Annotated in this window: 21 protein-coding genes; 9 read left to right on the forward strand and 12 right to left on the reverse strand. The window is 66.5% G+C overall.

Annotated features, from left to right (window positions below; translation table 11 throughout):
- Positions 1 to 164: 164 nt before the first annotated feature.
- The 7 genes from BM397_RS11255 to BM397_RS11285 all read right to left on the reverse strand — a co-directional run bounded on the left by BM397_RS11255 (position 165) and on the right by BM397_RS11285 (position 5,561).
- A complete protein-coding gene (locus BM397_RS11255; protein WP_092423938.1) occupies positions 165 to 974 on the reverse strand; it encodes an ABC transporter permease in 810 nt (269 codons plus the stop codon).
- Entirely contained in the window at positions 971 to 1,852 is an 882-nt protein-coding gene (locus BM397_RS11260) for an ABC transporter permease (protein WP_092423940.1), read from the reverse strand. Before BM397_RS11260 ends, BM397_RS11255 begins: the two co-directional genes overlap by 4 nt.
- A 53-nt stretch (positions 1,853 to 1,905) precedes the next feature.
- On the reverse strand, positions 1,906 to 2,628 hold the full coding sequence (locus tag BM397_RS11265) for a transporter substrate-binding domain-containing protein (RefSeq protein WP_092423942.1): 723 nt from the start codon (positions 2,626 to 2,628) through the stop codon (positions 1,906 to 1,908).
- A gap of 50 nt (positions 2,629 to 2,678) precedes the next feature.
- A complete protein-coding gene (locus tag BM397_RS11270) occupies positions 2,679 to 3,461 on the reverse strand; it encodes an ABC transporter ATP-binding protein (RefSeq protein ID WP_092423944.1) in 783 nt (260 codons plus the stop codon).
- Between the two features lie 146 nt (positions 3,462 to 3,607).
- The gene (locus BM397_RS11275; protein WP_092423946.1) at positions 3,608 to 4,048 is read right to left on the reverse strand and encodes a tellurite resistance TerB family protein; all 441 of its coding nucleotides are present in this window, start codon (positions 4,046 to 4,048) and stop codon (positions 3,608 to 3,610) included.
- A 170-nt stretch (positions 4,049 to 4,218) separates the two neighbouring features.
- Positions 4,219 to 4,623 carry a tellurite resistance TerB family protein gene (locus tag BM397_RS11280; protein WP_245696048.1) on the reverse strand — a complete coding sequence of 135 codons (405 nt, stop codon included), beginning with the start codon at positions 4,621 to 4,623 and terminating at the stop codon, positions 4,219 to 4,221.
- Between the two features lie 149 nt (positions 4,624 to 4,772).
- Positions 4,773 to 5,561, reverse strand: a complete 789-nt coding sequence (locus BM397_RS11285) for a 23S rRNA (adenine(2030)-N(6))-methyltransferase RlmJ (RefSeq protein WP_092423950.1) — start codon at positions 5,559 to 5,561, stop codon at positions 4,773 to 4,775.
- Between the two features lie 435 nt (positions 5,562 to 5,996).
- On the opposite strand from BM397_RS11285, the gene BM397_RS11290 reads away from it, so the two are divergent.
- Positions 5,997 to 7,073, forward strand: coding sequence for an acyltransferase family protein (locus BM397_RS11290; RefSeq protein ID WP_176806599.1), 1,077 nt, complete (start codon positions 5,997 to 5,999; stop codon positions 7,071 to 7,073).
- An 81-nt stretch (positions 7,074 to 7,154) separates the two neighbouring features.
- Here BM397_RS11290 and pyrG read toward each other — a convergent pair whose 3' ends face one another.
- Positions 7,155 to 8,798 (reverse strand): CTP synthase, encoded by a 1,644-nt coding sequence (gene pyrG, locus BM397_RS11295; RefSeq protein ID WP_092423954.1) that lies wholly within the window; start codon positions 8,796 to 8,798, stop codon positions 7,155 to 7,157.
- A 170-nt stretch (positions 8,799 to 8,968) separates the two neighbouring features.
- Positions 8,969 to 9,349 carry a preprotein translocase subunit SecG gene (gene secG / locus BM397_RS11300; protein WP_092423956.1) on the reverse strand — a complete coding sequence of 127 codons (381 nt, stop codon included), beginning with the start codon at positions 9,347 to 9,349 and terminating at the stop codon, positions 8,969 to 8,971.
- Between the two features lie 270 nt (positions 9,350 to 9,619).
- Here secG and BM397_RS11305 point away from each other — a divergent pair, with 270 nt between their 5' ends.
- Positions 9,620 to 10,561 (forward strand): DMT family transporter, encoded by a 942-nt coding sequence (locus BM397_RS11305; protein ID WP_176806601.1) that lies wholly within the window; start codon positions 9,620 to 9,622, stop codon positions 10,559 to 10,561.
- On the opposite strand, the gene BM397_RS11310 is transcribed toward BM397_RS11305, so the two are convergent.
- Positions 10,482 to 11,171 (reverse strand): thiamine diphosphokinase, encoded by a 690-nt coding sequence (locus tag BM397_RS11310; protein ID WP_092423960.1) that lies wholly within the window; start codon positions 11,169 to 11,171, stop codon positions 10,482 to 10,484. The two genes, BM397_RS11305 and BM397_RS11310, sit on opposite strands and share 80 nt — an antisense overlap.
- Positions 11,172 to 11,310: 139 nt before the next feature.
- On the opposite strand from BM397_RS11310, the gene BM397_RS11315 reads away from it, so the two are divergent.
- The 7 genes from BM397_RS11315 (at position 11,311) to argC (ending at position 20,870) form a co-directional block, all read left to right on the forward strand.
- Entirely contained in the window at positions 11,311 to 13,563 is a 2,253-nt protein-coding gene (locus BM397_RS11315; protein ID WP_092423962.1) for a hypothetical protein, read from the forward strand.
- 241 nt (positions 13,564 to 13,804) lie between these two features.
- Positions 13,805 to 14,614 carry a meso-2,3-butanediol dehydrogenase gene (budC, locus tag BM397_RS11320; protein ID WP_218124870.1) on the forward strand — a complete coding sequence of 270 codons (810 nt, stop codon included), beginning with the start codon at positions 13,805 to 13,807 and terminating at the stop codon, positions 14,612 to 14,614.
- A gap of 201 nt (positions 14,615 to 14,815) precedes the next feature.
- Positions 14,816 to 15,613 carry a S49 family peptidase gene (locus BM397_RS11325; protein WP_092423964.1) on the forward strand — a complete coding sequence of 266 codons (798 nt, stop codon included), beginning with the start codon at positions 14,816 to 14,818 and terminating at the stop codon, positions 15,611 to 15,613.
- Positions 15,614 to 15,795: 182 nt separating this feature from the next.
- A complete protein-coding gene (locus BM397_RS11335; RefSeq protein WP_092423968.1) occupies positions 15,796 to 16,752 on the forward strand; it encodes a calcium/sodium antiporter in 957 nt (318 codons plus the stop codon).
- Positions 16,753 to 16,775: 23 nt separating this feature from the next.
- Positions 16,776 to 17,564, forward strand: a complete 789-nt coding sequence (locus BM397_RS11340) for an SDR family oxidoreductase (protein WP_092423970.1) — start codon at positions 16,776 to 16,778, stop codon at positions 17,562 to 17,564.
- 355 nt (positions 17,565 to 17,919) lie between these two features.
- Entirely contained in the window at positions 17,920 to 19,800 is a 1,881-nt protein-coding gene (uvrC, locus tag BM397_RS11345) for an excinuclease ABC subunit UvrC (RefSeq protein ID WP_092423972.1), read from the forward strand.
- A gap of 128 nt (positions 19,801 to 19,928) precedes the next feature.
- Entirely contained in the window at positions 19,929 to 20,870 is a 942-nt protein-coding gene (gene argC / locus BM397_RS11350) for an N-acetyl-gamma-glutamyl-phosphate reductase (protein WP_092423974.1), read from the forward strand.
- A 210-nt stretch (positions 20,871 to 21,080) separates the two neighbouring features.
- Here the strand turns inward: argC and ychF are convergent, their stop codons facing one another.
- Both ychF and BM397_RS11360 read right to left on the reverse strand, forming a co-directional pair.
- The gene (gene ychF / locus BM397_RS11355) at positions 21,081 to 22,178 is read right to left on the reverse strand and encodes a redox-regulated ATPase YchF (protein ID WP_092423977.1); all 1,098 of its coding nucleotides are present in this window, start codon (positions 22,176 to 22,178) and stop codon (positions 21,081 to 21,083) included.
- 43 nt (positions 22,179 to 22,221) lie between these two features.
- Complete coding sequence (locus BM397_RS11360; RefSeq protein WP_092423979.1) at positions 22,222 to 23,607, reverse strand: MATE family efflux transporter; 1,386 nt, start codon at positions 23,605 to 23,607, stop codon at positions 22,222 to 22,224.
- Between the last annotated feature and the right edge of the window lie 35 nt (positions 23,608 to 23,642).

The raw sequence follows: 23,642 nt of genomic DNA on the forward strand, positions 1-23,642 counted from the left end.
AGGCTGGCAAGCGGGGGCAGGGGGGCGGAAAGCGAGTATTTTCGGAAAGATGAAAGGCTGGGCGACGTTTCGCAAGCGCGGGGTCGGGCGGCTGTTGCTGCGGGCACAAAAAAGCCGGGCGCGCGCGGCGTCCGGCTTTCGGGTCTCTGTCGTCGCGGACCGCCTCAGCGCATCAGCAGCCGGGGGCGCATCCGCATCTTCTGGCGGCGCTCCTTCGGCAGGTGCCGGTTCAGCCGCTTGTTGATCAGCCCGAAGAGGCCCACCACGCAGAGCGTCAGCAGGATGAAATAGCCCGCGAGAATGGGGTAGGGCACGAAGGGGTTGAAGGTCTTGTCGGCGAAATAATTGGCGTAATAGAGCGCGTCGCCCCGCTGCTGCCAGGCCGGGAAGCCGGAGAAGAACACCAGCGTCGTGGCGTGGAAGAGGAAGATCGCCTCGTTGGTATAGGCGGGCCAGGCCAGCCGCAGCATGGTCGGCCAGACGATCTTCTTGAACCGGGGCCAGCCCGAGAAGCCATAGGCATCCGCTGCCTCGACATCGCCCTTGGGCACCGACAGCAGCGCGCCGTAGAAAATCTCGCCGGTATAGGCGGCGGTGTTGAGGAACAGCACCAGCGCCGCGCCGAGCCAGGCCGAGGTCAGCGGATCGAAGGCCGAAGAGACCCCCTTGAGGCTGAGGAACAGGAAGTAGGCGAAGAAGAACTGGATGAACAGCGGCGAGCCGCGGAAGACGAAGATCACCCACTCCGCCAGCTTGCGGACGGGGGTAATCTTCGATGCCTTGCCCACCGCCAGCGCCGTGGCGAGGAAGAAGCCGGTCACCAGCGCAACGATGCCGAAGTAGATGTTCCACAGCATCCCCGAGCCGATCAGCGTGACCTGCTGGCACAGGGTGAAATTGTCGCGCGGCAGCAGCCGCTCGCCGATGCCGATCGAGCGCAGACCGTAGTCCGCGATGGTTTCCCAGCAGCTCATGACGCCTTCCTCTGCGCTTCGCCGCCCATGGTGGCCTGCCCGTGGGTGAGCCGCTTCATGATCCGATCGAGCACGATTTCCGACACGCGGGTGAAGGCGAGGTAGAAGACCAGCAGCGCCAGGAAGTACCAAACGCGCCAGTCGGGGTGCGGGTAGTCGGTGAACTTCGCGGTCTTCGAGCCGCCGAGTTCGCGCGCCCAGTAGACGATGTCCTCGACGCCCAGCAGGAAAAGCAGCGGCGTGGCCTTGATCAGCACCATCCACAGGTTCGACAGGCCGGGCAGCGCATAGACCCACATCTGCGGCACGAGGATGCGCCAGAAGGTCTGGCGGCGGGTCATGCCGTAGGCCTCTGCGGTCTCGAGCTGCGCATGGGGCACGGCGCGCATCGCGCCGAAGAGCACGTTGGCGGCAAAGGCGCCGAAGACGATGGAGAAGGTCAGCACCGCGAGCGAGAAGCCGTAGGTCTCGTGCACCCATTGGGCGGCGGTCGAGAGCGGCAGCTTGGCCTCGGCGCAGACCACGAAATCATTGCCCTGACGGATCGGCTGATCCCAGTCGGGGCATTTCACCTCGTGCCGTATCCACTCGAAGAACTGGTCGAGGGCGATCACGAAGAACAGGAAGAAGGCGATGTCGGGCACGCCGCGCACGATGGCGATATAGGCCCGGCCCGCCCAGGACAGCGGCGGGAAATGCGAGCGCGCCGCCATGGCGCCGCCGAAGCCGAAGGCCAGGGCGACGGGCGCGGTGATCGCCAGCAGCAGCAGCACGGTGCCGACCGACACATAGATCGACAGGTGCTTGCCCGTGGTCAGGTAGCAGCTCAGCCATGCCAGGCCGTCGATCGCGTTAGGGTCGGTACACCAGGAGAACATGTCGTATCAGCCGTTGGCGAGGGGGCCGCGCGGGCCCCCTGCCGTTGCAGCGCTCAGAACGGAGCGCCGATTTCCCATTTCACCAGCAGCTCGTTGAGCGAGCCGTCGTCTTTCATCGACTGGATGGCCGCGTCGAACTTTTCCTTCAGCTCGGTGTCGCTCTGGCGCAGGCCCATGCCGACTCCGCCGCCGATCATCTCGTCCTGCTCGAGCAGCATCACGTCGTCGCTCTCGTCGGCGACCGGCGCGAGGTAGCTCTTGTCGGCCAGAACCGCGTCGGCCTCGCCGTTGCGCACGGCGGCGACGGTTTCGTCGGGGGTGGCGTATTCGACCAGCGTGGCGCCGGATTCGGCGACGAAGGCCGCCTGGATGGTGCCGGTCTGCGCGGCGATCACCGCGCCGCCGAGGTCGATGCCCTCGTTGCCCGAGAGCACCAGGTAGGAGGAGGGATCGGGCTGGGTGTAGTTCTGGGTGAAGCCGATGACCTCTTCACGCTCGGGGGTGATCGACATGCCAGCCATGATCGTGTCGTAGTTGCCCGACACGAGGTTGGGGATGATCGAATCCCAGTCGTTGGTCACCCACTCGCAGGTCACTTCCGCGCGCTTGCAGAGCTCGTCGCCGAGCTCGCGCTCGAAGCCGTCCACCTCACCTGCGTCATTGATGAAGTTGTACGGAGGGTAGGCGCCCTCGGTGCCCATGCGCACGGTGTCCTGGGCCAGCGCCACAGTGGCGGTCATGGCCAGCGCGGCGGTGCCGAGAAGGATGGATTTCATGTAACTTGCTCCCTGGTTAGGTACGTGTCCGGGGTGGTCTCTGCCGCCCGTCAGACGTGGCTGGTCGACCGCAGGAAGCCCTGCAGCCGTTCCGACTTTGGCGCGCCGAACAGCTCGGCCGGTGCGCCTTCTTCCTCGATGCGCCCCTGGTGCAGGAACACCACGTGATCGCTCACGTCATGGGCCATCTTCATGTCATGGGTGACGATGATCATCGTCCGGCCCTCTGCGGCCAGATCCTTGATCACCTTGACCACCTCCTGCTCAAGCTCGGGGTCGAGTGCCGAGGTCGGCTCGTCGAAGAGCAGCGCCTCGGGCTCCATGCACAGGCCGCGCGCGATCGCCGCGCGCTGCTGCTGGCCTCCCGACAGTTGCGCCGGCCAGGCGTCGGCCTTGTCGCCGATACCGACCTTGTCGAGGTAGCGCCGGGCAGCGGCCTCGACCTCGTCGCGCGGGCGGCCGAGCACGGTGAGTGGCGCCTCCATCACGTTCTGCAGGATGGTCATGTGGGCCCAGAGGTTGAATTGCTGGAAGACCATGGAAAGGTTGGTGCGGATGCGCAGCACCTGCTTTGCATCGGCGGGACGGCGCGAATGGCCGCTGCCGTGCCATTGCACCGGCTCGCCCTTGAACAGGATCTCGCCCTGCTGGCTGTCCTCGAGCAGGTTGCAGCAGCGCAGCAGCGTCGACTTGCCGGAGCCCGACGAGCCGATCAGCGAGACCACGTCGCCGCGCTTCGCGGTGATGCTGACCCCCTTGAGCACTTCGAGCTCGCCGTAGGCCTTGTGCAGATCGCGGATCTCGATGACTGGAGCTTGGGCTGTCTCGGTCAAGCCAAACCTTCTTGCGCAGTTGCTGATATTGGCGGCGAGAATGGGCGGAAAACGGGCCGGTTGTCCATGTCGAAAACGGTGCCTGCCCGCGGGGTTGCGCGGCGTAAATCGGCAACTGCCCGGAAATCAGCCGTCGGGCCGCTGGCTTATCCCGCCGCTTCGACCCGCTGCCGCGCCAGCGCCGAATCCCTGTCGTTGATGCCAAGCAGGTTCGAAACGAGCCGCAGCAGCGCATCTTCCTCGTCGTCGCGCTCGCCGTCCGCCAGGGCGACCTGCCAGAGCGCCTCGATCACCGCGATGCGGTCCTCGTAGGCGACGGCATCCTTGATCGCGCGGGTAAAGCGTACCGTGTCGGGCGCCTCGGCCTCCAGTGCCTCGGCCTCGCGGCGCAGCTTGCTCGCCTCGAAGGGCGAGAGCCCGTAGCGCGTGGCGGCAATGCGGTCGATCCGGTCCTGTTCGGACTGGTCGTAGGTTTCATCGGCCCGGGCCACACGCACGAGCAGAGCGCAGAGCGCCAGCCGCGCATCGGCGTCGGGCAGGGGCTCGGGGCCGGGATCGACCAGCCGCTTCAGGAAATCTGCAAACATGCAAAAGATATAGACCCTGCCGCGGCGCTCGCCAACGGCTGACACACAGGCGCGCCGCACGAAGCCGTGTCCGCGGTCCCGGTCTTTCAGGCGAGCTTCCACATGGACCAAATATCCCGGGGGAGTCCGCGTCAGCGGGCGGGGGCAGCGCCCCCGGCGGGCGGCCCGGATCAACCGGCGCGACTGCGGGACAGGTCGCGGGGCGCGACGAAGAGCAGATGCTCCGAGAGCCAAAGCGCGGTCGCGACGTCCTCGGGGGCGGTCTCGCCGCTGGCCATCACCTCGCAGAGGCAATGCGCCAGCGCCAGCCGGTCGCGATAACCCACGGCGCGGGCCAGCATGGCGGCAAAGCAGGCGGTGTCTGGGGCGGCGGCGGCGACCGCCTGGCACGAGAGCCGCATCTCGGCGGCTTCGCGGCGGGTCAGCTCATGGCGCCGCGCAAGCACCGCGTCGACGAGCGAGACCCCGAGGAGCGGCCGCTGCTCCTGTGCCTCGGCGGCGGCGCGCAGCAGCAGCGCCCCCAGCGCGAGCGGCACGTCGCAGGGCTCCAGAGGGGTTGCCTCCGGCGCTGCCATCCAGAACTTCAGCCCGCGAGGCATAAGCGATCTTGTCCGCACGCCATCGCGCACGGAAGGGGTGGCCGTGTCATCTCGGTCCCGTTCTCCGAACTGTCAACAAACTTACTTTGCGTCAGCTGAGGCCCGTGGGCAATGGTCGAAACCGGTCAGCCGAGCGCACCGGCATTGCGCAGCCGATGCGACAGGTCCGCCGCGGCCTCGGAGAGGCCCCACGGCGGGTTCACGATGAACATGCCCGAGCCGATCATCCGATGGCCCTCGCGCACCGGCGGAAAGCGAATTTCGTGGCAGAGCGCGTCCGGGAAATCTTCGGTCAGCGCGGCGAGCATGGGCACATGCGCAGCGGAGCTGAGGATCGGGTACCACAGCGCCAGCACGCCGACGTTCCATTTCTTGGCGATCTGGCGGAAGAACTTCGGCAGCTCGACGTAGTCCTGCTTCAGCTCGTAGGGCGGATCGACCAGCAGCGCACCGCGGCGCGGATCGGGCGGGCAGAGGCTCTGCACGAGGTCGTATCCGTCCTGCCGATGGATCGAAATGTTTGGTGCGCGTAGCGCGCGGGTCAGCGCCTGGTGCTCTTGCGGGTGCAACTCGGCGAGGTGGATCCTGTCCTGCGGGCGCAACAGCTTCGCGGCGATCATCGGGGAGCCGGGATAGGCGCTGGGGCCGTGCTCGCGGCGCACCTCGGCGAGTGCGCGCAGGTAGGGGTGGTCGGCGCGGAAGATGGCCTGATGGGCCTCGATTCCCTGCGCCGCTTCGCCGGTCTTCACCGCCTCGGCGGAGGTCAGGTCATAGAGCCCGCGCCCGGCGTGGGTCTCGATGTAGGTGAGCGGCTTGTCCTTCTTCGTCATGTAGGCCAGCAGCTCGGCCATCAGCGCGTGCTTTTGCAGGTCGGCAAGGTTTCCGGCGTGAAAGGCGTGTTGGTAGGACAGCATCGCGGCCTCGGCTGCTGGACGATCGAAGACGGGTGGTGCGGGCGTGCGCCCCTGCGGGGTCCGCGGGTCGCCTGCGGACAGGGCGCAGATAGCTGCTGCGGGCGATGAAGTCGAGCGTCGGCGCGGTCGTCCGTGCCGACGTCAGGACGTGACCGAAAATCGGGCAATGCTCAGGCGTATGCGCGAGCCGTGCATACCGTTGACAACTTCAACGTGCCAAGTCGTGGTCCGGCGCACTTCATGCTTGCTGAATGGCTCAAGCTGAGCGAGCATGCTTGTCATTATTGAAAGTGATATTTCGTCTTTTTCGTGCATACCCCGCCGAGCGTCCAGGGGCGACTCCAGACTGCAGCCAGGCGTGCGCAAGGGAGTGATACAGTGACCATCAACGATTTTATGGAGGCAGCCCGGGGGCGCCCAAGTGGATTTGACTACATGCGTCTCATCCTGTCGGTCCTCGTACTGGTAATTCACAGCGTGCAGATTGCCTACGGGCACAAGATTTACATGAATGCGGTCTGGGCACATTTCCCCATAGACGGCCTGGCGATGACCGTGCTGCCGATGTTCTTCACCCTGTCGGGCTTTCTGGTGGCAGGCAGCCTCTATCGATGCAGGACCCTGCTGAGTTTCATGGGGTTGCGGTTCATCCGCATCTACCCGGCGCTGGCGGTCGAAGTGACCATCTCGGCGCTGCTGATCGGGCCGATGGTCACCAGCCTGCATTGGGCGGACTACTTCACCAGCGAAGGATTCTTCCGCTACCTGTTCAACGTCACCGGCCACGTCAGCAATGCGTCGCTCTACCTGCCGGGGACTTTCGAGGGAAACCCCGAGCCGGGCATGGCGAATGGCCAGCTCTGGACGGTGCCCTACGAGCTGATCTGCTACATCGGACTTGCCGTCATCGCTCTCGTGGGAGGGCGCAGGGATCGGCGGGTGCTGTTGCTGGGGCTGTTCACCTTTACCGCCTTCTCGGTGATGAAGATGGGCCTGCGGACGGGCTGGCAGTTCGACCCCTGGGTCGGGCCGGTGACCGGCCGGGCGCTGGTGATCGCGTTTCTTTGCGGCATTTGCCTCTATGCGTACCGGGACAAGGTGCATATCCACGGCTACGTCGTGGCCGCCGCCGCGGCGGTTGCCGTCATCTCCTTCAGCATCAGCGGGCTGGGGCAGTACCTCGGTCTCGCTGCGATCGCCTATGTCACGGTCGGTCTGGGGTTGATGAACCTGCCGCGCCTTTGGGTGCTGAAGAGCGCCGACCTGAGCTACGGCATCTTCCTCTACCACTTCATCATCCAGCAGCTGATCGCTCACCTGCTGCCTGGGATGCGCGAATGGTACTGGATCACCCTGATCTCGCTGCCGCTGTCGATGCTGGTTGCGCATCTGTCCTGGGTGGGGATCGAGCGCCCGGCGCTGAAGCTGCGCCAGCGCGTCTTCGCGCTCGAGTGCAGGATCATGCGCAGCCTGCCGTGGGATACCGGATGGCAGTCGACAGTCGAGAGATGAGCGCGTCGCACCTCTGGCCTTAAAGAACAACACCCCCCCGGGCATGCGCGGGGGTGTTGTTTGTTTTGAAGCTGCGATGGCTCAGACCAGGCGTGAAACCTCTTTCGCCGCGCGGACGAAATCCTTGAAGAGGGGGTGCGGATCGAAGGGCTTCGACTTCAGTTCCGGGTGGAACTGCACGCCGATGAACCACGGGTGATCCGGCCATTCGACGATCTCGGGCAGCCGGCCGTCGGGCGACATGCCGGAGAAGCAGAGCCCGCCCTTTTCCAGCGCTTCGCGGTACTTGATGTCGACCTCGTAGCGGTGGCGGTGACGCTCGTCGATGGCGGTGGTGCCATAGACCTCGGCGACTTTCGAGCCTTCGGTCAGCACTGCGTCATAGGCGCCAAGGCGCATGGTGCCACCCTTGTCGTCGGCCACCGAGCGGTTGACCCGCTGATTGCCCTGCACCCATTCCTTCAGGTGGTAGACCACCGGCTCGAAGCGCTTCTCGCCGGCCTCGTGGTCGAACTCTTCCGAGCCCGCCTTGGCCACGCCCGCGACGTTGCGTGCCGCCTCGATGACCGCCATCTGCATGCCGAGGCAGATGCCGAGGTAGGGCACCTTGTGCTCGCGGGCGAACTGGGCGGCCTTGATCTTGCCCTCGGTACCACGCTCGCCGAAGCCGCCGGGCACGAGGATCGCGTCGTAGCCCTCGAGGTAGGGGGCGGCGTCCTCGCGCTCGAAGAGCTCGGCGTCGACCCAGCTCACGTTGACCTTCACCCGGTTCGCCATGCCGCCATGGGTCAGCGCCTCGGCGATCGACTTATAGGCGTCCTCGAGCTGGGTGTACTTGCCGACGATGGCAACGTTCACCTCGCCCTCGGGGTTGTGGATGCGTTCCGAGACGTCTTCCCACTTCTCGAGGTTGGGGCGCGGCGCCGGGGTGATGCCGAAGGCATCGAGCACGGCCTGGTCGAGCCCTTCGCGGTGGTAGGCCAGCGGCGCGTCGTAGATCGACGGCAGGTCCTGCGCGGCAATCACGCTGTCGGGGCGCACGTTGCAGAAGAGCGCGAGCTTCTCGCGTTCCTTCTGCGGGATCGGGCCCTCGGAGCGGCAGACGAGGATGTCGGGTGCGAGACCGATCGAGCGCAGCTCTTTGACCGAGTGCTGCGTCGGCTTGGTCTTCAGCTCGCCCGAAGCCTTGATATAGGGCAGGAGCGTCAGGTGCATGAAGACGCATTGCCCGCGCGGCTTGTCCTGGCTGAATTGGCGGATCGCTTCGAAGAAGGGCAGGCCCTCGATATCGCCGACCGTGCCGCCGATCTCGCAGAGCATGAAGTCGACCTCATCCTCGCCGATCGAGATGAAATCCTTGATCTCGTTGGTGACGTGCGGAATGACCTGAATGGTCTTGCCGAGGTAGTCGCCGCGGCGCTCCTTTTCCAGCACGTTGGTGTAGATGCGGCCCGAAGAGATGGAATCGGTCTTGCGCGCCGGAACACCGGTGAAGCGCTCGTAGTGGCCGAGATCGAGATCGGTCTCGGCGCCGTCGTCGGTGACGAAGACCTCGCCGTGTTCGAAGGGGCTCATGGTGCCCGGATCGACGTTCAGATACGGATCGAGCTTGCGCAGACGGACTGAGAAGCCCCGCGCCTGAAGCAGCGAACCGAGTGCCGCCGAGGCAAGACCCTTGCCCAGAGAAGAAACGACACCGCCGGTGATGAAGATGAAACGTGCCATTGGCAGCGCGACCCCGTGATTTGCGTCAAAAAAGGAGGACACCCACGGTCCGAAGACCGCAGCATCACGGGAGTCCACGTATAAAGGATTCGGGCCGCACTGTCTAGCCAACCGCAAGATGCTGTTGCGGCTGACAGGCGGCCCTCAAGCTGTTGTTAGTCGAGCAGTTCTTAGTCGGCGCTCGGAACCATCGGCGCATCGGCGCCTGCGTCATTTCCGCCCGACGGCGGGGGCAGGAGCCCGTCGGTGTCCAGCGGAGCCGGTGCCGAGCCGTCGGTTTCGGTGGCCGGAGCAGAGCCGGAGAGCCGGTCCATGACCGAGACGCCGCTGGCATCGCTCGCCGCGATCACCGTCAGGGAGATCGAAGTGATGATGAAGGCGATTGCCAGGCCCCAGGTGATCTTGCCGAGCGCGGTGGCAGCTGCGCGCTGGCTCATGGCTCCGCCGCCGCCGCCCATCCCGAGACCGCCGCCTTCGGAGCGCTGGAGCAGCACGACGCCGATCAGCGCGAGCGCGAGGAGGAGGTGCACGATAAGGATCACGTTTTCCATGGGGCGTCTCAGGCATTCCGGCTGTGTTGAACGGGCGCTATGTAGGCCAAGGAGCATGCACACGCAACCCGGCTCTTGGCCACAGTGGCAAAGGGTCGTTGCGCTGGTGCGGCCGGGCCGCGCCGGACGCGCTGGCATCAGCGGATCTAGGTCGGGAAAATTGTTGCAGCTCACCGTGGTCGCGTGGCCGTGGCGCGGCGTGAGCGGAGCTTCGCATGCGGAGGTGGGAATATCTTGTGGCGGCGAGAGTGCGCGGCTAGGCTCACCCGCATGGCTGGTGATCGTCCTCTCCTCGGTGTGCTGTTGATGCTGGGTTTCTGCATCGTCGCACCCATGGGGGACGCGACCGCCAAGTTGCTCGGCGGCAAGGTTTCCATCGGTCAGTTGTTGCTGCTGCGTTTTGCCATCCAGGCGCTGGTGCTGATTCCCCTGGTGGTCGCGACGCGCGGCGTCTGGCGTCTGCGGGGCAGGCTGCTCTGGCTGACGGTATTGCGCACGCTCATGCACATGCTGGGCATCGGCATGATGTTCGCAGCGCTGCGCTACCTGCCGCTGGCGGACGCGGTGGCCATCGCCTTTGTCATGCCCTTCTTCATGCTGCTGCTCGGCCACTATGTTCTGGGCGAAGAGGTGGGCTGGCGACGGATGGCGGCCTGCGGGGTCGGGTTCATCGGCACGCTGCTGGTGGTTCAGCCCGCCTTTGCCGAGGTCGGTTGGCCGGCGCTGCTGCCGCTGGGCGTGGCGCTGAACTTCTCGCTCTTCATGCTGGTCACCCGGCAGATCGCGCGCGAGATTGACGCGATCTCGCTGCAGGCGCTCTCTGGGGTGATCGCGGTGGCACTGATGACGCCGGTGCTGCTGCTGGTGCCGGGCGGGCTGATCCCGGCGCTCGATCTGAGCCTGCCCAGTCCGCCCGTCTGGGGGCTGATCGTGGCGATCGGGCTGCTGGGCACGCTGGCGCATCTTCTGATGACATGGTCGCTGCGCTTCGCACCGGGCGCGACGCTGGCGCCCATGCAATACCTCGAGATCCCCTTTGCCACGATCATCGGCTTCGCGGTCTTTGGCGATCTGCCGAACGGGCTGGCGACGGTGGGCATCTGCGTCACGGTCGCCTCAGGCCTCTATATCCTTATGCGCGAGCGGGCCATCGCGAGGGCGCTTCGAGAAGCGCCCGCTCCAGCGACGCCCGGGCCTGCACCGGCAGAATGATCAACATCTTCGGAGCGTCGAGACGCAGCTCGACCCGCGGCGCGTCGGACTCGTTCGAGGTGCCCGTGATCCGGTCGGGGGTGAAGCGCAGCCCGTCGATCGGCCAGCGCAAGCCGCGGCTGCTGCCGCCGACCTCGGCCATCGGGTAGAGCGACACGCGGCTGCCGACCGGCAGATCGAGCGCCAGCTCGGGCGGGCAGAGCGCCGCGACATCCTCGCGCCCGATCAGCAGGCAGGGCCGGTCCGGGCGCCGCGCCAGCACGGTCATCGCTGCAAGCTGGTGGTCGAGTCGCGCCCCCAGAAAGCCGGCGGCATGGATCAGCGGGGCGTCGAGGTTGCGCAGGCACTTGTCGAAATCCGTGCTGTCCTGTTCGGTGATGCGGTGGATCCGTTCGGACGGAATGCGGCCGCGGTCGGCCAGAGACAGGGAATCGAGATCGCCGATCACCGCATCGGGGACAATCCCCGCCGCGAGCAGCGCCGCCGCGCCACCGTCCGCGGCCACGCGCACCGGGCAGCGGTCGAGCAGCGGGGTCAGCATTTCGGGCGGGCAGTCCCCGCCGCCAACCAGAAGAATAGGAGATTGTGATCGGATTGGCCTGAAGTTCATGGCTTTTTAGTGGCTTTCTGCGAAAACGACCACAATTTGGTCATGAAATGATACTTTGAAAACCTCAGATTCGGTCAGCTTTGGTCTCCTAGTGGATGGTAAACAATCTGTTGCAGACCGAGTGAAAAGTGAGCGGAACATGGTGAGTTCAAGCAAGATCCTGACGGTGTCCTACGGCACTTTCTCCTGCACGGCGGAAGGCTTCGAGGATCCCCTTGGTGTGGTCAAGGACACGACGCAATTCTTTCGGGGGGTGGTGCGCGAGGATCGCTTCTTTGGGGCGGAGCCGCCGCAATTCGATCCTGAACTCGCTGCTCAGCTGCTGCAGGCACAGGTGGATGCAGAAGCGCAGGGGGGCCGTCTCGTTCTGCGTGGCCCGCTCGCCGATGTTGCCACCCCCGCTCCGGCCTCTGTGGCACCGGTGGTTTCCTCCGAGCCGGTGATCGGACCGGACGCCGACCGCGGCATGGAAGACGCCCTGGCCAGTACCGCGGCGCGGGTCGCCGCCGAGGCAGAGGCCGAGATCGCGCTCGCCGCCGAGCAGGAGGTCGACTTGCCGGGCGAGGACAGCCTCGCCGCCGAGGCTGCCTTCTTCGCCGCCGAGGCGGGGCAGGGCTCGGAGGCGGATTACGACTACGAGGAAGCCGATTTCGCGGTCTCCGGTCGCGCCGGAGCCAGCCTTGCCGACCCCGCCAGAGCTGCGCACGACCTGCCGGAAGACGAGGCGATGGACAGCGTCGCCGCCAAGCTTCGCCGTATCCGTGCCGTCGTTTCAGGTGGTGCGGCGGCGTCCCCGGCGCTGGCCGAGGAGACGGGCGACGACCTGGACGAGTCGGCAGAGGCAGAGGATGGCGCTGACACCATTGCCGCCGTTTCCGCCATGCTCGGTGCGCTGGCATCCGACGACTCGGCATCGCGCGTAGAGGAAGAGGAGACCGAGGAGCCGGGTCTTGCCGAGAGCCTGATCGAGGCGACGGACGCGGTCGACGACGAGGCACCGGAGCCCGTCGAGGCTCTTGCCACCAGCCCCGCACCGCTGGCGCTGACCCCCGATCTCGCGGCGCAGCCCGAGCCTGCGGTGGCAACTCCGACTGCCGAAACCCCCGCTGCCGAGGCAACCGATGCCGCGCCGCGCCGCACGCCGCGCCGCGTACGCGTGGTCAAGGTGACCCGTGCCGCCTTCGACACGGCTGTTGCCTCCGGCCAGCTTGAAAAGGTGGACGAGCCGAAACCCTCGAGCAGCCTCAGCGCCGAGGACGAGGCGGAGCTCGCGCGCGAGCTCGAAGCGGTCAAGGCAGAGCTTGCAGCCGGTCTCGAGGACGAGTGGGACGAGGTCGAGGATCTCGATTCGCTCTCCGCTGCGCCCGGTGCCGAACTCCCGGTGGAGGCCGAGGCGGTGCTTGCCGACCTCGAGGCCGAGACCGCCGAGGCGGGCAATTGGGATGACGCCGATTGGGACGATGCCGCCTGGGACGAGTCCGGCGAGGTCGATACTGCGACCGTGGCCGCGGAGGCCGATGAGGCGGAGCACGAGACGCCCGACTTCGACGACGAGGAGGATGCCGACTTCGCGGCGGCCTTTGATGAGCCCGCCGAGCAGGAGGCCGCCGAGCTCCAAGTCGACGAGCTTGAGGATGCCATTTCCCGCATGGCGACTGAGGATGTGCGCAAGGCAGTGAAGCTGTCGAGCCCGGCGCGGGTCATGCTCACCGAACAGAGCGTCAAGGACAATGACGCCTCGCGTATCCTCGATGAGACGAACACCCAGATGGAAGAGCCCGAGGGCAACCGTCGGCGCAGCGCGATTGCGCATCTGCGCGCCGCCGTGGCGGCCACTCGCGCCGATCGCCTGCTCGGACGCAAGAAGGATGCCGAAGCCCAGGCGCAGCCCTACCGCGAGGATCTCGCGGACGTGGTGCGCCCGCGCCGTCCGTCTGCGACAACCCGCAGCGAGCGTCCGGTCGAGGAGGCGCCGCAGCGCCCGGCACCGCTGAAGCTCGTCGCCGAGCAGCGTGTCGACGAATCCGTCGAACAGGTCCCCGCGGCGCCGCTGCGTCCGCGCCGGGTGACCCTCGCGGACGTCGACGGGCCGGAAGGCGAAGGTCAGGGAGGCTTTGCCGATTACGCAGAGAGCGTCGGCGCGCATGACCTTCCCGAACTGCTCGAAGCGGCGGCCTCCTACCTGTCCTACGTCGAGGGCTGCGAGCAGTTCTCGCGCCCGCAGCTGATGACCAAGGTGCGCCAGGTCGAGGGGCAGGACTCCAGCCGTGAGGATCGGCTGCGCAGCTTCGGTCAACTGCTGCGCGACGGCAAGATCGAGAAGACTGGCGGCGGGCGTTTCACCGTCTCCGACCGGATCAGCTTCAAGCCCTCGGCCCGCGCCGCGGGGTGAGGCTCCCGGCCTGCCGGGCCGGCAATTCGGAAAACAGAAACGGGGCGCCCCTGCAGGAGACTGCGGGGGCGTCTTTCCTTGTCTGGGCCCTTGGCAACTCTGCGGCAGGGAGGGACATTGCGACGGCGATGCCTCACTCCGGGCTCACGACCAAGTGCCATCGGAAACGGGAACGGGCAGGCGGGGGAGCGCGGTTTCCTTCTCAAGGCGCCGCACTTCGGCGCGAGAGACGGAGACCGAGATGAAAGATATTGCAGCCAATCCCGCCAATGCCCCTTACGAGACACTGGATCGGTTTCAGAGCGCCACAGTGATCGTCACCGGCGCCAGCACCGGCATCGGCCGCGCGACGGTCCGCCGTTTTGCGCTGGAGGGTGCCAATGTCGCCATGGTGGCGCGCAGCGAAGAGGACCTTGCGCAGGCTGCGGGCGACCTGCCCGAAGCACAGGTGCTTAAGATCGTGGCCGACGTCTCGAAGGAAGAGGATGCCACGCGCATCGCCGCCGAGACCGAGGCGCGCTTCGGTGGCATCGACGTGCTGGTCAACAACGCTGGCACCGCGGTCATGGGCAGCATCGAGGAGGTTGATCGCGCGGCCTGGGACAAGGTGATCGATACAGATCTCACCGGGCTCTACATGGTCACCCGTGCCGCCTGGCCGGCGCTGCGCAAGTCCGGCGGCAACGTGGTCAACACCTCCTCGGTGTCGGGCACGGGCGGCGACTGGAACATGTTTGCCTATAATGCTGCGAAGGGCGGGGTGACCAACCTGACCCATGCGCTGGCGCTGGACGCGCGGCAGTCGGGGGTGCGGGTCAACGCGGTGAACCCGTCGATCACCCGCTCGGCGCTGACCGGGGACATGTTCGACAATGACGCGCTGATGGAAAAGTTCATGGAGCGCCTGCCGCTCGGACGTCCGGGCGAGCCCGAGGATGTCGCCGCGGCGATCTGCTTTCTCGCCTCGCGCGACGCCTGTTTCATCAACGGCGTGAACCTGCCCGTGGACGGCGGTCTGTCGGCTTCGAATGGTCAGCCCCCGCAGGCCTGAGCAGTCCGGGGCAGGGCGGTCTGCGGGCGTCCCTGCGCGTCTCCGAAAGACTTTCGGGCCAGTCCCGCCAGCCCCCGGGGGCGCGCTTGAGATGGGCTCCGCCGCAGTTTTCTGGCGGCGCGCGAGGGCCCCTCGGCATCAGGCAAAGGTTCTTTTTGCCGGTGCCTTGTCGTCGCACCGGGGGGTGTCTACATCACCCGCATGCAAATCCCGATCCCCTTCCTGAAATCCAAGCCTCTCGTCTCGGTCGTGCGCCTGCAGGGCGCCATCGGGCTGCAGGGGCGGGGCTCGCTGAACGACGCGGCGCTGGCGCCTGTGCTCGAGCGCGCCTTTCGTCGCGGCAAACCGAAGGCGGTGGCGCTGGAGATCAACTCTCCCGGTGGCTCGCCGGTGCAAAGCTCGCTGATTGGCGCGCGCATCCGCCGCCTATCAGAAGAGACGAAGGTGCCGGTCTATGCCTTCGTCGAGGACGTGGCGGCCTCGGGCGGCTACTGGATCGCCTCGGCGGCGGACGAGATTTTTGCCGACGAAAGCTCGATCCTCGGCTCGATCGGGGTGATCTCGGCGGGCTTCGGCGCACAGGTCTTCCTCAATCGCCAGGGGATCGAACGGCGGGTGCACACCGCCGGCAAGTCCAAAAGCATGCTCGACCCGTTCCGCCCCGAGACCGAGGAAGACGTGGCCCGGCTGAACCGCATCCTGGGGCAGCTGCACGAGACCTTCATCGCGCAGGTCAAAGCGCGCCGGGGCGGCAAGCTGAAGAACGACCCCGACCTCTTCACCGGCGAGATCTGGATCGGTCGCTCGGCGGTCGAGGTGGGGCTTGCCGACGGCGTGGCGCATCTGGTGCCGGGCATGAAGGCGCGTTTCGGCGACAAGGTGAAGTTCCGCCGCTACGGCGCCAAGAAGCGGCTGATCCCGCGGATCGGCCTGAGCCTCGCCGAAGAAACGCTGGGTCTGGTCGAGGAGCGCGCGAGCTACGCGCGTTTCGGTCTCTGAGATGCTTGCAAAGATCGTCGCCCTTTTTCTCGTGGTGATCGCGGTGCTGGGAATATTCGGCAAGCTGCGCATGCCCGGGATCGGGCGACTGAGCCGCCGTGAGGCGGGAAAGAAATGTCCGCGCTGCGGCCGGCACAAGATCGGCAAGGGCCCGTGCCCCTGCGGCGAACGAAAGGTCTGAAATGGTTTTTGTCTACGCGGCCCTGGGCCTTGTGATCCTGCTTCTGGCGGGGGATGCGTTGGTCAAAGGGGCGGTGAACCTGTCGCTGCGCATGGGGATCCCGGCGTTGATCGTCAGCCTGACCATCGTCGCCTTCGGCACCTCGGCCCCGGAACTGCTGATTTCCATCCAGGCCGCGCTCGACGGCGTGCCGGGGATCGCACTGGGCAACGTGGTTGGCTCCAACACTGCCAACGTGCTCCTGGTGCTCGGCATCCCGGCGCTCATAACGGTGATCCATTCCTCGACCCACGACACGCGCAAGAGCTACCTCATCATGCTCGGCGCAACGCTGCTGTTCATCGCGCTGGCCTTCCGCGGGGTCTTCGACTGGATCGCGGGTCTGGTGATGCTGGCGGTGATGGCGGCAATCCTCTGGGATTCGGTGCGGGATGCGCTCTGCCACCGCAAGAATGGCAAGGAGGCCTGCGAGGTCGAGGAGCTGGAAGAGCCCGAAGGCGCCGATCCCGACATGCCCGGCTGGAAGATCGCTCTTTTCCTCGTGCTGGGCCTCGTCGGCCTTCCGGTGGGGGCCAGCCTGCTGATCGACAGCGCCACGGAGATCGCCGAGATGTTCGGTGTGCCCGACACGGTCATCGGTCTGACACTGGTGGCGCTGGGCACCTCGCTGCCCGAGCTGGCGACCACGGTCATGGCGGCGATCCGCAAGCAGGCCGACGTGGCACTGGGCAACGTGATCGGCTCGAACGTCTTCAACCTGCTGGCCATCATCGGGGTCGCCTCGCTGATCAAGCCGATGCCGGTTGACCCGCAGTTCCTCAGCTTCGACCTTTGGGTCATGCTCGCGGCGTCCCTGATCCTCGTGCCTTTCGTCTTCCTTGGCCGTGACATAGGCCGTATCTGGGGGGTGATCCTGTCGGCGCTCTACGTGGGCTACGTGGCAGCCGTGCTGATCTGATCGACGTTACGGGGGAAGGACCTATGGGTATCGAGAAACGCGCGCTGGTCACCGGCGCGGGCAAGCGGCTGGGCCGCGCCATGGCGCTCTATCTGGGGGACCGGGGCTTTGACGTTGCCGTGCACTACGGCGGCTCGGCAGAGGCGGCCGAAGAGGTCGCAGCGCAGCTCCGCGCCATGGGCCGCCAGGCGGTGACGCTGCAGGCGGATCTGCTGCAGGAGGCGCAGAGCGAAGCGCTCGTGGCACGCGCGGCCGAGGCGCTCGGCGGGCCGCTGGGCGTTCTGGTCAACAACGCCTCGATCTTCGAGCATGACGATGTGGACACGGCGACGCGCGCCAGCTGGGACCGGGCGATGGAATCGAACCTGCGCGCGCCCTTCGTGCTGCTGCAGCGCTTCGCGGCGCAGGCCCCCGAGGCCGAGACAGACGATCGTGGCGAGCCGCGTGCGCGGGCGCTCTGCGTCAACATGCTCGATCAGCGGCTGCGCAAGCTCACCCCGGAGTTCATCAGCTACACGCTGGCCAAGTCGGCGCTCTGGACGCTGACCCAGACCGGTGCCCGGGCGCTGGCGCCGAAGGTGCGGATCAATGCCATCGGACCCGGCCCGACCCTGCAGGGGGCCGATCAAAGCGCGGAGGGCTTCGCCAAGCAGCGCGCCGCGACGGTCCTGCAGCGCGGGTCGAACCCGGAAGACATCTGCGGTGCGCTCGGCTACTTCCTCGACGCGCCGGGGGTCACGGGGCAGTTCCTCTGTACCGATGGCGGCCAGCACCTCGCCTGGGAAACTCCGGACACCTGCGACCGCGAATAAGGGCGAAGTTTGCCCGGTTTGGGGAGTCCCTGTGGCGACGCCCAGAAGAGTCCCTGCGGCAAGTTGTACACGTGTCACAGGGGCTTCACGGAACCGTTAGGAAAGCGTCAAGCTTTCAAGGGTTTGAAGCGGGTTGCGGAAAAATTTTACGTTAAATCAGTATCTTATAAAATCGCCTAAAAATCGAGCAAATCAACGAAACCGCCCAGATTCAAGGGAAAATCAGCGAAGCCGGGATTTGACCCTCAGGGTTATCCACAAGAACGGTGGATGTAATCATCCTTGATCTCGGGGGTCCGGCATTGCAGCGAGGGCCAGAATCAAGGCAAGCCGTGAACAGACCGGAAACGACGTGATGGACGACGAAGCAGACATCCAGAAAACGGCGCCGAAACGCGGCTACGAGGTCATCCAGGGCTACCTGCGGACGCTGGATTCCAGCCCGGGGGTCTACCGCATGCTCGATGACCAGAGCCGGGTGCTCTACGTCGGCAAGGCGCGCAACCTCAAGGCGCGGGTGTCGAGCTACTCGCGGCCCTCGGCGCAGCATTCGCGGCGCATCACGCGGATGATCTCGGACACCGCCTCGATGATGTTCCTTACGACGCGCACCGAGACCGAGGCGCTGTTGCTCGAACAGAACCTGATCAAGCAGCTCAAGCCGAAGTTCAACGTGCTGCTGCGCGACGACAAGAGCTTCCCGAACATCCTCGTCACCACCGGGCATGACTTCCCGCAGATCAAGAAGCACCGCGGCGCGAAGACGGAGAAGGGCGCCTATTACGGACCCTTCGCCAGCGCCGGGGCGGTGAATCGCACCCTGACCCAGCTGCAGCGGGTGTTCCTGCTGCGCAATTGCACCGATTCTATGTTCGAGAGCCGCACGCGCCCCTGCCTGCTGTTCCAGATCCGGCGCTGCTCCGGACCCTGCACCGGAGAGATCTCGAAAGCGGACTACGCCGAGAGCGTCGCGGATGCGCAGCGGTTCCTGTCGGGCAAGTCGACCGAGATGCAGGCGCGGCTGGCGGACCAGATGATGGCGGCCTCCGAGGCGATGGAATTCGAGCGCGCCGCGGCACTGCGTGACCGCATCCGCGCGCTGACGCAGGTGCAATCGGTGCAGGGCATCAACCCGCAGGGCGTCGAGGAGGCGGACGTGGTGGCGCTGCACCTCGAGCACGGGCAGGCCTGCGTGCAGGTCTTCTTCATCCGTTCGGGCCAGAACTGGGGCAACCGCGACTTTTACCCACGCGTCGGCGAGGACGTGGAGGAGGCGGAGGTGCTCGAGGCCTTCCTCGGCCAGTTCTACGACAGCAAGGAGCCGCCGCGCCTGCTGCTGCTCAGCCACGAGATCGAGAACGCCGACCTGATGTCCGAGGCGCTGACCGGCAAGCTGGGCCGCAAGGTCGAGATCGCCGTGCCGAAGCGCGGCGAGAAGGCCGAGCTGATCGAGGGCGCGGCGCGCAACGCCCGCGAGAGCCTCGCGCGGCGTATGGCCGAGACCGCGACCCAGGCCAAGCTTTTGCGCGGGGTGGGGGAGGCTTTCGGCCTCGACGGGCCGCCGCAGCGCATCGAGGTCTACGACAACTCGCACATCATGGGCACCAATGCCGTCGGCGGGATGATCGTCGCCGGTCCCGAAGGCTACATGAAGAACCAGTACCGCAAGTACAACATCCGCGGCGAAGACCTGGTGCCGGGCGACGACTTCGGCATGATGAAGGAGGTGCTGACGCGCCGCTTTACGCGGCTTCTGAAGGAGGATCCGGACCGGGAGAAGGGGCTCTGGCCCGACCTGCTGCTGATCGATGGTGGCGCCGGTCAGGTCTCGGCGGTCTGGGAGATCATGCAGGAATTCGGCGTCGAGGACATCCCCATGGTGGGTGTCGCCAAGGGCGTCGACCGCGACCATGGCAAGGAAGAGTTCCACCGCATCGGCACGCGGCCCTTCGCGCTGCAGCGCAACGACCCGGTGCTCTACTTTATCCAGCGCCTGCGCGACGAGGCGCACCGCTGGGCGATCGGTACGCACCGCGCCAAGCGCGCCAAGGCGCAGATGGCCAACCCGCTCGACGAGGTGCCCGGCGTCGGCGCGGCGCGCAAGCGCGCGCTCTTGCAGCACTTCGGCTCGGCCAAAGCGGTGGCGCGGGCGAATCTGGCGGATCTCAAGGCGGTGGACGGCGTCAGCGAAGCGCTGGCCGAGCGCATCTACGACTTCTTCCACGAGAAAGGGTAGGGGCAAGTTTCTTCGAAGAAACTTGCAAAAGCCTTCGAAGGCTTTTGACCCGGTGCGCGGGCAGGATAGTTTATCTGCAGCGCTGCCCGTGCTAAGGCGTCGCCACGTTTACCCAAGGAGAGAAGGCCATGGCCCACAAGGTGTTCATCGACGGCGAGGCCGGCACGACCGGTCTGCAGATCCGCGAGCGGCTGGAGCAGCGCGCGGACATCACGCTCGTTCAGGTGGACCCGGCCCGACGCAAGGACGCCGGTGCGCGCTCCGAGGCGCTGGCCGAGGCCGATGTCGCCATTCTCTGCCTGCCCGATGACGCCGCGCGCGAGACCGTGACGCTGGCCGAGCCGCATGGCACCAAGATCATCGACGCCTCGACCGCGCACCGCGTCGCCGAGGGCTGGGTCTTCGGCTTCGCCGAGATGGCCGAGGGGCAGCGCGAGGCCATCGCGGCGGCGCAATACGTCTCGAACCCCGGCTGCTGGTCGACCTGCGCCATCGCGCTCATTCGCCCGCTGGTCGGCGCCGGGCTGATCGACCCGGCCTCGGGCCCGGCGATCTCGGGCGTGTCGGGCTACACCGGCGGCGGCAAGGGCATGATCGCCGAGTATGAAAGCGGCGAGACCTCGGGTTCGTTCCTCTACGCGGCAGGGCAGGGCCACAAGCATCTGCCGGAGATCGTCAAGCACGGGCTGCTGAGTGCGGTGCCGGTCTTCGTCCCCTCGGTGGGGGCCTACGCGCAGGGCATGGCGGTGGCGGTGCAGCTGCCGGCCATGGGCAGCGAAGGCATGGCGGCCGCAGAGGCGGCGCTGAAGGCGGCCTATGCCGGCGAGCGTTTCGTGACGGTGGTCGATGCGTCGGTCCACGAGCCACGGGTGATGCCGCAGCGACTCAACGGCACCAACGCGCTGGAGCTCTCGGTGCATGGCAACCCGGCAACCGGCGCGGTGACGCTGATCGGCGTGCTCGACAACCTCGGCAAGGGGGCCTCGGGGGCCGCGGTGCAGAACCTCAACATCATGCTCGGCTGCGACGAGGCGGCAGGGCTGGAAGCAGGGACCGCGGCGGCGGCCTGATGGCCTGATCGCGGGGAAGGAGAGGGGCGCTGCCCCTCTTGGCCTGCGGCCAATTCACCCCGGCGTATTTTGAAAGAGAAGAAGGGCGCGGTCATTTTGGGCCGCGCCTTGTTCGTTGCGGTTGGCCGGTGGCAGGCCTGCTCTCCGGCAAAACAAAAGCGCGGCGCCCTTCGGGGAGCGCCGCGCTTCAGTCCGGGCTGGTCGGCCGGATTAGGTGTTGAACAGGAAGTGCAGCACGTCGCCGTCCTTGACCACGTAGCCCTTGCCCTCGGCGCGCATCTTGCCGGCTTCCTTGGCGCCCTGCTCACCCTTGGCGGCGACGTAGTCGTCGTAGGCGATGGTCTCGGCGCGGATGAAGCCGCGCTCGAAGTCGCCGTGGATCACGCCGGCGGCCTGCGGTGCCGCGGTGCCGTGCTTGATGGTCCAGGCGCGGGCTTCCTTCGGGCCGACGGTGAAATAGGTCTCGAGGTGCAGCAGCTCGTAGCCGGCGCGGATCAACCGGTCGAGACCGGCCTCCTCGAGGCCGAGCTCCGAGAGGAACATCTCGGCTTCCTCGGCGTCGAGCTGGCTGATTTCTTCCTCGATCTTGGCGGAGATCACCACGTGGCTGTTGCCCTGCGCGGCGGCCATCTCGGCGACCTTTGCCGACAGGGCGTTGCCGGTGGCGGCCTCGGACTCGTCGACGTTGCAGACGTAGAGCACGGGCTTGGAGGTCAGCAGCTGCAGCATGCGCCATTGCTTGGTGTCCTCGGCATCGACCTCCACGAGGCGCGCCGGTTTGCCCTGCTCGAGCATCGCCATGGCGTCCTTCATCAGGCGCTCCTGCTGGACCGCCTCCTTGTCGCCGCCGCGCACCTTGCGCGTGATGTTCTGCAGGCGTTTTTCCAAGCTTTCCATGTCGGCGATGATCAGCTCGGTCTCGATGGTCTCGGCATCGGCCACCGGGTCGACGCGGCCGTCAACATGGGTGACGTCGTCATCCTCGAAGCAGCGCAGCACGTGGGCGATGGCGTCGGTCTCGCGGATGTTGGCGAGGAACTGGTTGCCGAGGCCTTCGCCCTTCGACGCGCCCTTCACCAGGCCGGCGATGTCGACGAAGGTCATCCGGGTGGGGATGATCTGCTTCGAGCCGGCGATCTCGGCCAGCGTGTCCAGCCGCGGGTCGGGCACCGCCACGTCACCGACGTTGGGCTCGATCGTGCAGAAGGGGAAGTTGGCCGCCTGCGCGGCGGCGGTCTTGGTCAGGGCGTTGAACAGGGTCGATTTGCCCACGTTGGGCAGACCCACGATCCCCATGCGAAATCCCATGTCGTGCTCCTTGGCTCGGGCTTGGCGTATGATCGCGCCGCTTCTAGTCGCCGTCTGCGCCCCTTGCAAGCGCGAGGCCTGACAGATGCGGCACCTGCCGGTGCCAGAAGCGCCAGTAGAGCAGCGCGGAGGCCAGCCCGAGGCCGAGGCTCAGCCCCATCCAGACGCCGCCCGCGCCATAGCCGAGCGGGAAGCCTAGCACGTAGGCCACCGGCATGCCGACCAGCCAGTAGGACACCGCGGCGATCAGCATCGGCACCTTCGTGTCCTGCATCCCGCGGAGCACGCCGAGCACGATGACCTGGATCGAGTCCACCAGCTGGAACACCGCCGCCATGGCCAGCAGCAGGGTGCCGACGCGGAGGATTTGCGCGCGGTCGGGGTCGTCCGGCGAGAGGAACAGGCCGATCAGCGTTTCGGGGATGCCGAGGAAGAGGATGACGGTGATCACCACGATGCCCAGCGACAGCACCTGCGCCGCCATGGTGCCGCGAGTGAGATAGGACAGGTCGCTGCGGCCCATGGCCTGCCCCGCGCGCACCGTGGCGACGTTCGACAGGCCGAGGTGCACCATGAAGATCGCCCCCGAAAGCTGCATGGCGATGCCATGCGCCGCGAGCGGTACGGTGCCGAGCCAGCCGACCATGACGGCGGTGGCGGCAAAAAGCCCGACCTCGGCCAGCGTGGTGAGGCCGATGGGCCAGCCGAGGTGGAAGACCTCGCGCAGCATCTCCATGTCGGGACGCCAGAAATGGAACCAGATCTGATGCTCGGGCAGGCGCAGGCGCGCGTAGAGGACAACGCCCACGAAGGCGGCGCCATGGGCAAAGAGCGAGGCGATGGCGGCGCCGGTGATGCCAAGCTCGGGAGCGCCCCACTTGCCGAAGATCAGCGCGTAGTTGGCCAGCCCGTTGACCACCGCGGCGGCGACGGTGATCCACAGCACTGCGCGGGTGTGCTCCAGCGCCGCAAGGTAGCTCTTGAATACCATGACGCCGAGCGCCGGCAGCAGCCCGACGCCGGCGATGCGCAGGTAGGCCTGCGCATTGGACGCGACGAGATCGGTCTGGCCGAGCGTCAGCAGCAGAGGTTTGGCGAACCAGAACAGTGGCAGAGCCAGCAGGAAGAAGCCGGTCGAGAGCCAGAGCGCCATGCGCGTGGCGCGGCGCACGTTCGGTTCGTCTCCGCGCGCGGCATATTGCGCGACCATCGGCATGACGGCGAAGGCAAAGCCCGATCCGAAAAGGAAGAGCACCGAGAAGACGGTCATCGACAGGCTGAGCGCGGCAAGCTCGGGCACCCCGTAGCGGCCCATCATCACCGTGTCGGTGAGACCGATGGTCAGCTGCGCCAGATGGCCGCCGATCAGCGGCAGGCCCATCACCAGAACGGCGCGGATATGGGCGGAATAGGGGAGCTCGTGCGTCATGAATGGGCTTTAGGGGGCGGGGGAGAGTCGCGCAA

This window comes from Alloyangia pacifica, assembly GCF_900116195.1.
In the GTDB taxonomy this organism is placed as follows: Bacteria; Pseudomonadota; Alphaproteobacteria; order Rhodobacterales; family Rhodobacteraceae; genus Salipiger; species Salipiger pacificus.